This is a genomic window from Cellulomonas jepli (assembly GCF_047229345.1).
In the GTDB taxonomy this organism is placed as follows: domain Bacteria; phylum Actinomycetota; class Actinomycetes; order Actinomycetales; family Cellulomonadaceae; genus Cellulomonas_A.
Window position 1 is genome coordinate 1 of sequence record NZ_JBFTER010000012.1, and the last position, 13624, is coordinate 13624.

10 protein-coding genes are annotated in these 13624 nt (G+C 78.7%); 4 read left to right on the forward strand and 6 right to left on the reverse strand.

Annotation, left to right across the window (positions count from 1 at the left end):
- Nucleotides 1–127 precede the first annotated feature (127 nt).
- Nucleotides 128–1333 (forward strand): class I SAM-dependent methyltransferase, encoded by a 1206-nt coding sequence (locus AB6N24_RS04595; RefSeq protein WP_412868247.1) that lies wholly within the window; start codon nucleotides 128–130, stop codon nucleotides 1331–1333.
- 20 nt (nucleotides 1334–1353) lie between these two features.
- Here AB6N24_RS04595 and AB6N24_RS04600 read toward each other — a convergent pair whose 3' ends face one another.
- From AB6N24_RS04600 to AB6N24_RS04620, 5 genes are all read right to left on the reverse strand, one after another.
- Nucleotides 1354–4389 (reverse strand): AfsR/SARP family transcriptional regulator, encoded by a 3036-nt coding sequence (locus AB6N24_RS04600; RefSeq protein ID WP_412868248.1) that lies wholly within the window; start codon nucleotides 4387–4389, stop codon nucleotides 1354–1356.
- Between the two features lie 215 nt (nucleotides 4390–4604).
- Complete coding sequence (locus tag AB6N24_RS04605; protein ID WP_412868249.1) at nucleotides 4605–5363, reverse strand: GNAT family N-acetyltransferase; 759 nt, start codon at nucleotides 5361–5363, stop codon at nucleotides 4605–4607.
- The gene (locus AB6N24_RS04610; RefSeq protein ID WP_412868250.1) at nucleotides 5360–5935 is read right to left on the reverse strand and encodes a YbaK/EbsC family protein; all 576 of its coding nucleotides are present in this window, start codon (nucleotides 5933–5935) and stop codon (nucleotides 5360–5362) included. The genes AB6N24_RS04605 and AB6N24_RS04610 overlap by 4 nt, the downstream gene beginning before the upstream one ends.
- Before the next feature lie 52 nt (nucleotides 5936–5987).
- Nucleotides 5988–6641, reverse strand: coding sequence for a response regulator (locus AB6N24_RS04615; RefSeq protein ID WP_412868251.1), 654 nt, complete (start codon nucleotides 6639–6641; stop codon nucleotides 5988–5990).
- The gene (locus AB6N24_RS04620) at nucleotides 6638–7759 is read right to left on the reverse strand and encodes a sensor histidine kinase (RefSeq protein ID WP_412868252.1); all 1122 of its coding nucleotides are present in this window, start codon (nucleotides 7757–7759) and stop codon (nucleotides 6638–6640) included. Before AB6N24_RS04620 ends, AB6N24_RS04615 begins: the two co-directional genes overlap by 4 nt.
- A gap of 143 nt (nucleotides 7760–7902) precedes the next feature.
- On the opposite strand from AB6N24_RS04620, the gene AB6N24_RS04625 reads away from it, so the two are divergent.
- Nucleotides 7903–9834, forward strand: coding sequence for a serine hydrolase domain-containing protein (locus AB6N24_RS04625; protein WP_412868253.1), 1932 nt, complete (start codon nucleotides 7903–7905; stop codon nucleotides 9832–9834).
- Nucleotides 9835–9896: 62 nt separating this feature from the next.
- Here AB6N24_RS04625 and AB6N24_RS04630 read toward each other — a convergent pair whose 3' ends face one another.
- Nucleotides 9897–10436 carry a YbhB/YbcL family Raf kinase inhibitor-like protein gene (locus AB6N24_RS04630; protein ID WP_412868254.1) on the reverse strand — a complete coding sequence of 180 codons (540 nt, stop codon included), beginning with the start codon at nucleotides 10434–10436 and terminating at the stop codon, nucleotides 9897–9899.
- Nucleotides 10437–11027: 591 nt separating this feature from the next.
- Between AB6N24_RS04630 and AB6N24_RS04635 the strand changes: the two genes are divergently transcribed.
- Together AB6N24_RS04635 and AB6N24_RS04640 are read left to right on the forward strand one after the other, a co-directional pair.
- On the forward strand, nucleotides 11028–11966 hold the full coding sequence (locus AB6N24_RS04635; protein WP_412868255.1) for a hypothetical protein: 939 nt from the start codon (nucleotides 11028–11030) through the stop codon (nucleotides 11964–11966).
- Nucleotides 11963–13582: a Y-family DNA polymerase gene (locus AB6N24_RS04640; protein WP_412868256.1), complete on the forward strand. Its 1620-nt coding sequence runs from the start codon at nucleotides 11963–11965 to the stop codon at nucleotides 13580–13582. Before AB6N24_RS04635 ends, AB6N24_RS04640 begins: the two co-directional genes overlap by 4 nt.
- The last annotated feature ends 42 nt before the right edge of the window (nucleotides 13583–13624 follow it).

Here is a 13624-nt window from a genome sequence, read left to right on the forward strand (position 1 = left end):
GGCTCGCAGGCGCCCGAGCCGGCTGCGAGCCCCCTGCGAGCCGCGTGCGAGCGCGGGCCGCGACGCTCGACGGGCACGGCCCCGCACGAGGGCCCGTCACGAGAGCACCACGATGACTGCCACCGCGATGACTGCCACCACGACGACCACCTCGCCCGGGCCGACGGCCGCCTCCGCTGCGCCGGCCGACGCCGCGGGTCCCGCCCTCGCCTCCGCGATCGCCCCCTCGACCGACCTCATGGCCCCCGTCCCCGCGGACGCCCCCGCCGCGGTGGTCGCCGACCGGGTCCTGGCCGCCGCGCTCGGCAGCCTCGAGATCACCGCGATCCACCTCGGCGAGCGCCTCGGGTGGTATCGGGCGCTCGCCGACGACGGCCCGCTGACGTCGACCGAGCTCGCGGTCCTGACCGGGACCGTCGAGCGGTACGCCCGCGAGTGGCTCGAGCAGCAGGCGGTGAACGGGTACCTCGAGGCGCTCGACGGCGGGCACGTCGACGCGTCGCACCGCCGGTTCCGCCTGCACGCGGGCGCCGCCGAGGTGCTCACCGACGTCGACAGCCTCGCGCACGTCGCCCCGCTGGCGCGGCTGCTCGCGGGCACGGGTCGCGTCGTGGACCGTCTCGTCGAGGTGTACCGCACGGGCGGCGGCGTCGGCTGGGAGGAGCTCGGCGCGGACGCGCGCGAGGCGCAGGCGGCGCTGAACCGGCCGATGTTCCTGCACCAGCTCGCCCAGGAGCTGCTGCCCGCGGTGCCGGCGCTGCACGGACGCCTGACGGGCGGCGCGACCGTCGCCGACGTCGGGTGCGGCGAGGGGTGGTCCGCGATCGGGCTCGCCCTCGGGTACCCGGGCGTGCGGGTCGACGGGTACGACGTCGACGCACCGTCCGTCGCCGCGGCGCGCCGGCACGCGTCGACCGCGGGCGTCACCGACCGCGTGACGTTCACGCACGTCGACGCCGCGGCGGCCGGTGACGGGACGGTCGGCCGGTACGACGTCGTGACCGCGTACGAGTGCGTGCACGACATGGCGGACCCCGTCGCCGTCCTCGCGGCGATGCGGCGCATGGTGGCGGACGACGGGTACGTGCTCGTGGTCGACGAGAACGCCGCGGAGGAGTTCGGCGCCCCGGCCGGTCCGGTCGAGCGGCTGCTCTACGGGTTCTCCCTGGTGTGCTGCCTGCCCGACGGGCTGAGCACCGACGGCGGAGCCGGTACCGGCACGGTCATGCGCCCCTCGGTGCTCGCGCGGTACGCGACGCGGGCGGGGTTCTCCGGCGTCGAGGTGCTGCCCGTCGAGCACGACCTGTTCCGGTTCTACCGCCTGCACCTCTGAGGTCGTCCGGCACGCCGGAATCACCCACCGCGCAGCCGGCGCGCGGCGTCGAGGGCCGCGCGGGCGGCGGACTCGACGTCGCGCGCGGCGCCCGTCCGCAGGCGGTCCGAGAGCCGGGCGTCGCCTAGTGCACCGACGAGCTGCTCGTGCGCGCGTGCGAGCCGCTCGCCCTCGGCTCCGAAGGTGGGGGAGACGTCCGCCCGGGCGACCGCGCCGAGCAGCTCGGCCGCCGCGTCCGGGGCGTCGAGCCGGAGCAGCAGGTCCACGAGGTTGCGCAGGGTCGTGAGCAGGTGGGTGCGGTCGCCGCGCTCGAGCCACCGCACGACGACGTCCTCGAACGCGACGAGCGCCTCCCGGGCCTCGCCGTGGCGGCCCCGGACGCTCGTGGCGGACACGCGCGCGACGCCGCCGAGGTACCGGTTGCCCACCGCGTCGGCGAGCGCGACCGCCCGGCCCAGGGACCGTGCGGCGTGGTCGGGGTCCACGTCGAGGTCGACCTCCCCCTCCGCGTAGGCGAACCACCCGAGCGCCGTGGGCGAGAGCGCCGGCACCACGGCGTCGAGCAGCGCCCGGTGCCGCGTGAGCGTGGCGTGGGCGGCCGGCCGGTCGCCCTCGTAGGCGAGCGCGAGGCTCGTCGACGCGGCGGCGATCGCCGCGTAGTGCCCGTCCCCGGCGGCGAGCGCGAGCTCCCACAGCCGTGCCGCCTGCTCACGGCACCCCGCCAGCCGGCCGTCGTAGATCGCCGCGTCCGAGAGGACCTCGTACGCCTGCATCCGGACGCGGTCGTCGACCGCGAGGGCGAGGGCCTGCTCGGCGCGCGCCTCGGCGGCGGGGAGCTCGCCGGCCTGGAGCAGCCGCGCCGCGACACCGGCGTGCGCGGCGGCGACCGCGGGGTCGTCAGCGGCGAGGTGCGGCACGAGCCGCTGAGCCCAGCCGAGCACCTCGTCGTCGAGGGTCCCCACCGCGAACACGTGCAGCGAGGCCGACAGCCCGCTCGCGACGTCCGGGGCGTGCTCGCGGGCCCACGCGTGGGCCGCGCGCAGCTCGGCGACGACCGACCTGAGCCGGGCGACGGCGGCGGCCTCACCCGGTCCGCGGAGCGCGGCGTCGCACCCGCGGGCGACCTCCGCGACGTGGCGGGCGTGCGCCTCGTGCGGGAGGGGGCGGCGGTCCGGTCCGGCGAGGACCGCCGACCGGACGGTGTGCAGCATCCGGTACCGCGTCCCGGGGGCCGGGTGCCGCGGGTCGCCGGGGCGCGCGTCGCCGGGCTGCGGGTCGCCGGGTCGCGGGTCGCCGGGCTGCGGCAGCAGCAGCGAGCGCCGCACGAGCGCCTCGACCGTCTCGCGCCCGGCGCCGACCACCGCCGCGGCGTCCGACGCCTCGACCGGTCCGGCAAAGACCGGCCACCGGTGGAGGGCCTCGCGCTCGGCCGGGTCGAGCAGCGCCTCGGACCACGCGATGACGGCGCCCAGGGAGCGGTGACGGTCCGGTCCGGCGCGGTGCGGGTGCCGCAGCGTCGCCGCGCCGTCGCCCGGTGCGCGAGCCGCGCCCGCACCGCCGTCCGCACCTCCGTCCGCGACCGCGGCCCCGGGCGCGTGCGGGTCGTCCGCGAGCATCGACGCGAGCTCCGCGAGGCTCACGCTCGCGGTGCGCGCCGCCGCCATCTCGATCGCGAGCGGCAGCCCGTCGAGCGCCTGCACGACGCGGTCCACGAGCGCGACGTCGAACGTCGCGTCGACCGGACCGGCCGCGCGGGCCCGGTCGAGGAACAGCCGCCGCGCCGCCGGTCCTGACGGCGTCACCGTCGTCGTCAGCGGTGCGACGACGTGCACGTGCTCGCCCGGCACCCTGAGGCGCTCGCGGCTGGTCACGAGGACCCGGGCGCGCGAGCCCGCGAGCACGCCCTCGACGAGCGCGGCCGCGGCGTCGAGCAGGTGCTCACCGTTGTCGACGAGCACCAGGACGTCGAGGTCCCCGAGCCGGCGCAGGGCGGTCGTCGCCGGGCCGGCCTCGGCGCCGAGCCCGAGCGGCGCGAGCGCCGCGGACGGGAGCGCGGCCGCGTCGCGCACCGTGCCGAGCTCGACGACCCGCACCCCGGACCCGAACCCGTCGGCGACCCGGCGGGCGAGCTCGAGCGCGAGCCGGGTCTTGCCGACGCCGCCCGGCCCGGCGAGGGTGACGAGCCGCGCGTCCGCGAGCAGCAGCCGGAGCGCGGCGAGGTCGTGGTCGCGGCCGACCAGGGACGTCGGCGGCACGGGCACCGTCGCGGCGGCGGGACCGCGGGGTCCGCCGGTCGGGTGGACGCGGGCGGCGGTCCGCGAGGAGTCCGTCGGCGTCGGCGGCGTGGTCCGCACGCCCAGCGCCTCGTCGTGGGCCGCCCGCAGCCCGGCGGAGGGCGCCAGGCCAAGCTCGTCGAGCGCGTCCACGGCCCGGTGGAACGCGGTCGTGCCGTCGGCGGGCCGCCCGGCGGCGACGAGCGCCCGGACGAGGCCGGCCCACGCACGCTCGTCGGTCGGGACGTCGGCCACGAGCGCCTCGGCGAGCGGCACGGCGTCGACGCCCCGCCCGGCCGTCACGAGGTGGTCCACGAGCCCCCGGCGCGCCGCCGTGCGCCGTTCCTCGAGCCGGCGCGCCTCGCCGCGGACACCCGGGAGGTCGGCGGCACCGCCGAACGCGGGGCCGCGCCAGAGCCCGAGCGCGCGCTCGGTCAGCGTCACGGCCGTCGCCGCGTCGGCGTGCTCCGACTCGGCGAGCCACGCCTCGAACTGCGCGGAGTCGACCCGGCCGTCCCCGAGGTCGAGGACGTAGCCGCCGTCGTGCGCGCGCACCGGCACGTCGAGCGTGCGGCGCAGCCGCGAGACGTGGGTGTGCAGCGTGTGCGCGGCGCTCGGGGGCGGGTCGTCGGGCCACAGGGTGTCGACGAGCAGGTCCACGCCCACGGTCCGGCCGCGGTGCGCGACGAGGGCGGCGAGCAGCGCTCGCTGACGGGCGCCGGCGACCGCCACGGTCCCGTCGTCCGTGCGCACCTCGAGGGGGCCGAGCACCCCGACGTCCATCTGCCGATGCTACGGCGACGGGGACTCCCGCCGACCGGGCTCGGCGCGCACGTTCGGGCCGGTCGGCCGAGGTGCGCGCTCGCGTGCTGGGTAGGCGGGGGACGCGCAGTCCGGGCGCGCGCCACCAGGCTGAGCACCCTCCAGGCTGAGCACCCCACCAGGCTGAGCACCCTCCTCGCCGCACGCCCCGCCCGGACGCGCGCCACGTCGGCCGCTCAGCCCAGCCGCACGCTCAGCTGCGAGCCGAGGTCGCGGTAGCCGAGCGACCGGGCGATGCGCTGCGAGGGCTCGACGCGGGCGCGCCACTGCGGCAGGAGCCCGGCGTCGAGCGCGGCCGTCGTCGCGGCGCGGGCCACGAGCCGGCCGTACCCCAGGCCGCGGACCTCGGGCGCGCTGAGCACCGAGAGGTGGGCGACGTCGCCCGGCCACGCGCGGAACCCCGCGGCGGCGACGACGACCCCGGCGCGGCGCAGGGCGAACGCCGGCGAGGTGAGCTCGGCGACACCGCTCTCGTCGGCGTCGTCCGGCGCCACACGGTCCAGGAGCGCGCGGAGCTCGGGACCCGCGGCGTCGAGCGCGACGACGTCCCGGAGGTCGGGGCGCACGTCGTCGGTACGGTCGTCCCGCGGCGGGGCCGTCCGCAGCTCGACGGTCGTGAGGCTCGCGGCGTCGAGGTACGCGAGCCGTGCGGGGCCGAGCGCGTCCGCCACGGGCAGGTGCGCGCGGACGACGCCGGTGTCGGTGCGCGAGCCCGGGGCGAGCCCGGTGAGGACCCGGACCCGCTCCGCGGTCGCGGCGTCGGGGGCCGTGACGAGCGCGGAACCCTCGAGCTCGACGACGCCGACCCAGCCCGGCGGGCACAGCAGCGAGTCCGGGGCGACGGCCACGGCCACCCCGCCGTCGGTCGGGAACGCCGTCACCGACCCGGCGAGCACCTCCCACAGCCCCCGCGCGCGGTCGGCGGCACGCCTCACGCGAGCGCCAGGCCGTCGACGACCTCGACGCCCGGGGCGCTCCCGAGCAGGGCGCCCGGCAGGGCGATCTTGGAGCCGCGCACGCCGCTGCCGACGACCACGTACGGCCCCGCGTCGGGGTCCTCGGCGGCGACCCGGGCGTCGACGAGCACGCGGTAGCCCTCGGGCAGGCCCAGCGGGGTGATCCCGCCGTACTCCATCCCGGACTCGGCGGTCGCGCGGTCCATCGGCAGGAACGACGCCTTGCGCACGTCGAGCAGGCGCTTGACCGCGTTGTTGACGTCGGCGCGGGTCGTCGCCCGCACGACGGCTGCGGCGACCCGCTCGTCGCCCGCGCGGCGGCCGGCGACGAGCACGCAGTTGGCCGAGACGGCGAGCGGGACGTCGTACGCCTGCGTCATGGCGGCGGTGTCCGCGAGGTCGGGGTCGATCTGCGCGACGACGACCTGCTCGGCGACGCGTTCGTCCTGCGTGGCCCAGGCGGTGATCGCGGCGGCGGTGCTGGGGGCGACGAGGTCGGGGTGGTCGACGACCGGCCGCCAGGTCAGGGTTCCGAGGGTCAGCACGGGCATGGCGTCAGGGTAACGACCGCTCGCGGGCCGCCCACGGGAACGGACGGGGCCCTCAGTCCACGAGGCCCGCCCGGAACGCGGTGATCGCGATCTGCACGCGGTTCGTGACGCCGAGCTTCTCGAACAGGTGCGTCACGTGGCTCTTCACGGTGGCCTCCGTGACGTGCAGCAGCGCCGCGACCTCGGCGTTCGAGCGGCCGCGACCGATCTCGACGACGACCTCCCGCTCGCGTGCCGTCAGCACCTCGAGCGCCGCGAGGGCGTCCCGCCGGCGGCCGCTGCGCTGGTGCGTCACGACGCGCTCGACGACCCGGCGCGTCACGACCGGCGAGAGCACCGCGTCCCCCGCGGCGGCGCGGCGGACCGCGTCGATGAGGTCGCGCGGGGGCGTGTCCTTGAGGAGGAAGCCGGCGGCGCCGGCCTCGAGCGCGCGGAAGACGTCCTCGTCGGTGTCGAACGTCGTGAGCACCACGACGGCCGGCGGGTCGGTGGTCGCGTGCAGCGCCACGGTCGCCGCGAGCCCGTCGAGCCGCGGCATGCGCAGGTCCATGAGCACGACGTCGGGCCGGTGCCGGCGCACCGCGTCGAGAGCAGCCCGGCCGTCGGGCGCCTCGCCGACCACCGTGAGGTCGCCGGCCGTCTCGAGGATGAGGCGCAGGCCCGCGCGCACGAGCTGCTCGTCGTCCACGAGCAGGACCGCGGTCACCGCCCGGCCTCAGCGGTGTCGTCGGCGCACGGCACGACGGCGTCCACGCGCCACCCGCCGTCCGGCTCACGGCCTGCGGCGAACGTGCCCCCGGTGAGCCGGACGCGCTCCGCGAGCCCGACGAGACCCGAGCCCGACCCCGGCAGGTCCAGGCCGGTGGGTGCGCCGGCCGGGTTGCTCACCGTCACGGTGACGCCGCCTGGCGTGCGGCGCACGCGCACGGCGACCGGTGCGCCGGGCGCATGCCGCCGTGCGTTCGTGAGCGCCTCCTGCACGACGCGGTGCACGACGGCGGCCGTCCGCCCGGGCAGCGCACCCGCGCCGGTGTCGAGGTCGAGCTCGACGCGTTCGCCCGCGCGCTCCGCGTCCTCGACGAGCCCGGCGAGGTCGAGCGGGCCGCCGGGGTCGGCGGGCGGCTCGTCCGGCGCGCGCAGCACGCCCAGCACGTCCCGCAGCTCCTGCAGGGCCTCCCGTGCCGTGCCCCGGATCAGCGCGGCTGCGTCGCGCACCCCCGCGTCCTCGGCTCCGGGGCCGACCTCGAGCGCGCCCGCGTGGAGCGCGACGAGCGTGACCTTGTGCGCGAGCACGTCGTGCATCTCGCGGGCGATACGGGCGCGCTCGGCGGCCCGGGCCTGCTCCTCGCGGAGCCGACGCTCCACGACGGCCTGCCGCGACTCCGCCTCCTGCGCCGCCCGCAGCTCCCGGCGCGTCGCCGCGTGCACGCCTGCGCCGACGAGTGCGGCGGTCAGCAGGGCGGCCCACGCGGCGTCCTGCGCGTCGAGCCGCCCCTCGTCGAGCCACCACCAGCCGGCCAGGCCCGACCAGCCGGCCGCGGCCACGAGCGCGAGCGCCCGGCGCGGGGCGTACGCGCCGCCCGACCAGAGCCCCACGGCCAGCGGCACGGGGTTACCCGAGAGCGCGTACGCGGCGGCGCCGAGCGTCGCCACCAGGACGGGGTGGGCCCGGCGCACGACGAGCGCGGCGCTGCCGAGCACCCCGGCCGCGACGATCACGCCCGCGGGCACGGCGGACCACCCGCCGCGGGCCGCCATCGCGGTCACGACGAGCGACGCGGCCACGAGCGCGGCGTCGAGGGCGCGGGTCCGGGCCGGTGGCATGACCCGAGCGTAGGGACGCGGACCCGGCGGGTGGACCGTCCGGAGGTCGCGTCCGGGGCGGTGCACCGTGCGACTTTCGTCGGGCCGTGGGACCGCCGCCGCTCCGATGCGGGGCCAGCGGCCCGGTCAGCACGCTGGGCGGCATGCGACCTCGTCCCGTGACCCTCGTCCTCGCCGCCGCCGCGGCGCTCGTGCTCGGACCCGCCCTGCCGACCTCCGCCGCCGCGTCCGGCGCGGCGTGCACGCCGGTCTCCCCGGAGGCTGCCCGCGCCGCGTTCGCCGACCTGCCGGACCTCCTCGAGCGCGACGGGGTGCCCGGCGCCGTCCTGACCGTCGTCGCGGACGGGGCGGTCGCGCACGCGGCGGGGTACGGGGTCGCCGACCTCGCGACCGGCGCACCGTTCGACCCGGACCGCTCGCTCGTGCGCATCGCGTCCGTCACGAAGCTCCTGACCGCGACCGCCGTGATGCAGCAGGTCGAGGCGGGCCGTCTCGACCTCGACGCCGACGTCAACCGGTACCTCACGGCGTTCCGGGTCCCGCCGACGTACGCGGAGCCCGTGACGGTCCGTGACCTGCTCGACCACACCGCCGGCTTCGAGGAGCGCGGCGTCGGGATCGGTGCGCACGCCGCCGCTGACGTCCCCCCGCTCGCGCAGACCCTCGCGCGCGACATGCCCGCCCGCATCTACCCGCCGGGGGAGGTCGCCGCCTACTCGAACTACGGTGCCGCGCTCGCGGGCCACCTCGTCGAGCAGGTGAGCGGAGAGTCCTACGCGCAGTACCTGCAGCGTCACGTCCTGGACCCGCTCGGCATGACGCGCACGACCGCCGTCGAGCCCGTCCCCGCGGCGCTCGCCCCGGACCTGGCCCGCAGCTACGACTCCGACGCCCGACCGCCCGCGCCCGTTCCGTTCACGTTCGACCGCCTGGTGCCCGACGGGTCGGTGAGCACGACCGCGACCGACATGGCGAGGTTCGTGCTCGCGCACCTCGGCTCCGGTCCCCGGGTGCTCGGCCCGGCCACGACCACGCGGATGCACACGCAGTCGTTCACCGCGGACCCGCGGCTCCCCGGTTCCGCCCACGGCTTCCAGGAGCGGGCGCTGCACGGGCGGCGCGCGCTCGTGCACGACGGGAGCTGGGAGGGGTTCCAGTCGGCGCTCGTGCTCGTGCCTGGGTGCGGCGTGGGGATGTTCGTCTCGGTCAACGCCACGGCGGGTGCGGCGACCCTCGGCGAGGTGGTCGACCGGTTCGCCGGGCTGGTCGTGCCGCCTGCGGGCAGCGACGACCCCGCCGCGGACCCCGTCGTGGCACCCGGGCCCCACGCTGGGGACAGCACGCCGGTCGACGCCCGGGGCGCGGACCTCGCGGACCGTCCGCGTGAGGGCTTCTACACGCGCACCCGGCACAACGAGTCGACCGTCGAGCGGCTGCTCGTGCTGCTCGACCAGGCCCGGCTGCGCACGCAGGGCGACGGCGGGCTGCGGTTCGCCGGGGCCACGTGGGCACCGCGGGGCGACGGCCTTTACCGGTCACCCGACGGGGGTGCGCTCGTGGGGCTCGACGGCGCGGGCGGGCGGCACTACGTCGCGACGGACGGCGCCGACTGGGTGCTGCTCCCCGCCGCCGATTCGGCGCCCGTCAACCTCGCGGTCGTGGCCGCGTCGGTGCTGACGTCGGTGACCGCGGGAGTCGCCCTCGGGGGCGGCGCGTGGCAGCGGCTGCGGCGGCGCCGCTCGGCGGACGTCTCGCGGCGGTGGCGTGCGGCGCGGGCGCTCACGTGCGGGGCGAGCCTGGGAGGGGCGGCCTTCCTGGTCGCGCTCGCGGTGGTCGTGGCAGGCGACACGAGCGAGTTCCTCTACGGCGTCCCCACGAGCTTTCGGCTGCTGCTCGGCGGCGGCGTCGCGGTGCTGACGGCGGCCCTCGCCGCCGGCGTGCTCACCGTCGCCGCCTGGCGCGGCTCCGGTGCCGGGCTCGGCGTGCGGGTCCACCAGGTCGTGCTGCTCGGCGGTCTCGGCGCGCTCGCGTGGTTCTTCGCGCGCTGGAACCTGATCGGCTGGCAGCTCGGCTGACCGACGCCGTCGGGCGGCGCGCCCGGGGCCGCGCCGGTCGGGACCGCGCCGCCCGCTCGGGCTCAGCGACGGCAGGTCGCGACGAGCACCGCCCGCGCGAGCGTGTGGAACACGACCATCGCGCCGACCGCACCAGGCATCGCGTCGGGACCCACGTCGAGGCTCTCGACGCCCAGCGCGTGCACGACGTGGAAGTACCGGTGCACCTGGTCGCCGGGCGGCGGCGCGGCGCCGACGTAGCCGGGGACGCCGTCGTCGCCGCGCAGCGCGAACGCGGGAGCGGGCAGCAGCCCGGCGTCGGCGGCACCCGCACCGCGCGCGAGCGACGTCGTGGACGCGGGCAGGTCGACGACGGTCCAGTGCCACCAGCCCGCCGGGCCTGGCGCGTCGGGGTCGAACACGCTCACGACGAACGACCTCGTCGCCTCCGGGAAGCCGGACCACGCGAGGTGCGGCGAGACGTTCGCGTGCGGCGGGGCGGCGTGGTCGTCCGGCAGCGGCTCACCGTGCACCAGGTCGTCGCTGCGCAGCTCGAACGACGGCACGGGGGGCAGCAGCGCGTACGGGTCGGGGGCGACGGGACGGGTCAGCGAGACGGCCACGGGTGCTCCTGGGGCGTCGGGACGGTGCTCGGACCCGACTCATGATGCCGACCCCGGCGCAAGATCGCCGTCCGGGTGAGGTTTGTCCGTCTCCCGGGGGACCGGATTGACACGCCCGTCGCGCCAGCGTGTACTAGCGGTATCGAACACATGTTCGAACGTCCTGGGGGTGGCTCGCAGGGCGAGATGGGCCGGCTGTGCCCCAGAGCACCGAGACGGGGAGGGAACGTGCCGGGCGTGGGGACGCGTGAGGAGAAGGCCGCGCTGGCGCGTGCCGTGCTGGCTCACGCCGAGCAGCGCACGGGTGCCCGCAGCGTGGTGCGCGGGGTCAGCCGGGTCGACGGGGGAGGCGGCGCAGGGACGGTCGCCGACGTCGTGCCGCGAGGGGGAGGCGCGACGGGCGGGGCCGACGGTGCCGACCGGGGTGCAGGTGCAGGGCAGGGGGCTGCCGGGTGGGCGGGGGGCAGCACGACCGGGTGGGGGCCCGGTCGTGGCGGGGGAGTGACGGGGGCATCACGCCCGGCAGGGGGAACGAGCGCCTCGGCGCCGTCCGGGCCCGGTGCCCCCGTCACCCGAGGCGGCGTGGCCGCGGTGCCCGACGACGTGCGGACCTCCGCGCGGACGCCGGGCACCGCGGGTGCGCCGCACGGTCCCCTCGCGGTGCCCGCCGACGGGCCGGCCGCGGTGCCCGACGACGCACCGGGCACAGGGCCGGACGCGCTGCTCGGTGTCCCGTCGGACCCGCGGCCGCACGCCGTGCCCGACGCGCTGCCGCACGCCGTGCCGAGCACGGTGCCCGGCACCGGTGCCCACGTCCCCGTCGCCCGCCGCACCTCGCTCCTGACGACCGAGCGCCCCGCGCTCCCGGTCCCCGCCGAGCTGACCGCGCTGCTGCCCGACGGCCTGCGCCGCGGCGGGACGGTCACGGTGCTCGGCTCGACGTCGCTGCTCCTCGCGCTGCTCGCCTCGGCCTGCGCGGGCGGGGCGTGGGCCGCGCTCGTCGGGCAGCCGACCGCGGGCCTGCTCGCCGCCGCCGAGGCCGGGGTCGCGCTCGATCGGCTCGCGGTCGTCCCCGCACCCGGCCTCGACGCGCCCACGGTCGTCGCCGCGCTGCTCGACGGCGTCGACGTCGTCCTCGTGGGCCCCGAGGCCGCGCTCACCGACGCCGACCGGCGCCGGCTCGCCGCCCGGGCGCGCGAGCGCGGGTCGGTGCTGCTCACGAGCGCGCCGTGGCCCGGTGCGAACGTCGTCCTGACCGCCGAGCAGGGCCGGTGGAGCGGGGTCGGGGCGGGTGACGGGCGGCTGCGCACGCACGAGCTGCGCGTCGTGCGGACCGGGCGCGGCTCGGCAGCGGTCCCCACGACCGTCGACCTCGCGCTCCCGCTGGGCCGCCCCACGCCGGCCCTCGTCGAGCCGCGCGCGAGCGTCACCGCCGCCTCGCTGGCCCCTGCCCCCGTCGCCGCGCCGGCACCCGAGGCGGAGCCGGGCGCGCAGGACCAGCCCGCCGCGACGCTGAGGCTTGTCGGATGAGCACCCGCACGACCGTCCTGTGGGTGCCCGACTGGCCCGTGCTCGCCGCGGTCCGGGCCGGTCAGGTCCCGCCGCACCTGCCCGCCGCGGTGCACGACGCGCGCCGCGTCACGGCGGTCTCGGCGCTCGCCCGGTCGCAGGGCGTGCGCCGCGGCATGCGCCGGCGCCAGGCGCAGGGCTGCTGCCCCGAGCTCGTGCTGCTCCCCGTCGACGAGGGCCGCGACGTGCGGCTGTTCGAGCCGGTCGTGGCCGCCGCCGAGACGGTCGTCGCCGGGCTCGAGGTCGCCCGCGCGGGGCTCCTGCTGCTGCCCGCCGGTGGCGCGAGCCGCTACCACGGCTCCGAGGACGCGCTCGCGGAGCGGCTCGTCACGGCGGTCGCCGAGCGCACCGGGCACGAGGCGCACGTGGGCACCGCCGACGGTCTGCTCGCCGCGGTGCTCGCCGCCCGCAGCGGGAGCACCGTCGCGCCCGGGGGGTCGCGTGCGTTCCTCGGGCCGCTCGGCGTCGGTGAGCTCGTGCACGCCGCCGTGCAGGACGGCGCCGCCGAGGAGGTCGCCGCGTTCGTCGACCTGCTGCTGCGGCTCGGCCTGCGCACGCTCGGGGACCTCGCGACCCTGCCGTCGGCGGACGTGCACGCGCGGTTCGGGCGGACCGGGGTCTGGGCGCACACGCTCGCGCGCGGGGCCGACGACCGCCCGCCCGCGCGTCGTCGGCCCGAGACGGACCTCGAGGTGGCGTGCGAGCTCGACCCGCCCGCCGAGCGCGTCGACGCCGCGACGTTCGCGGGGCGCCGGCTCGCCGAGGAGCTCCACGCGCTGCTGCTCGAGCACTCCGTGACGTGCGGGCGGCTGCAGATCGTGGCCCGCACCGACGCCGGCGAGGAGCTCGCGCGCACGTGGCGCACCGACCTCGGCGGGCTGGGCGGGCTCACCGCCGCGCGCATCACCGACCGCGTGCGCTGGCAGCTCGAGGGCTGGCTCACGACCGGGGCGCTCGCGGGACGGCCGAGCCGGCGCGCGCGCGACCTGACCGCGGACGACCCGGCGCCGGCCGCCCTCGTGCACCTGACGATCGCGGCGCAGGACGTCGCCCCCGCGGGCGCCGAGCAGGGCCGGCTGTGGGGCGGACCGTCCGGCGGCGACCTGCGCGCGCACCGGGCGCTGGACCGCGTGCAGGGGCTCATCGGCGGCGACGGCGTGCTCACGGCGGCCCTCCAGGGCGGGCGCGACCTGCGCGACCAGGTGCACCTGCGCCCGTGGGGCGACCAGACCGCCGCCCCGCGCCCGGCGGACCGCCCGTGGCCCGGGCGGCTGCCCGAGCCCGCGCCGGCGACCGTGCTGACCGAGCCGCAGCCCGTCGACGTGCGCGACTCGGCGGGCACGCGGGTGCGGCTCGACGAGCGCGCGGTCCTCAGCGGGGAGCCCGCGACGGTGCGCTGGCCCGGGGAGGACCCGCGGGCCGTCGCGGGCTGGGCCGGGCCGTGGCCGCTCGCGGACCGGTGGTGGACCGGGGCGGTCCGGGTGCGCTCGCACGTGCAGGCGACGCTCGACGACGGGCGCGCGGTGCTGCTCGCGTGCACGGACGGGGTGTGGACGTGCGAGGCGACGTACGACTGAGCGGCACCGGCAGGACGCGACGAGCGGGAAGACACGGGGGAG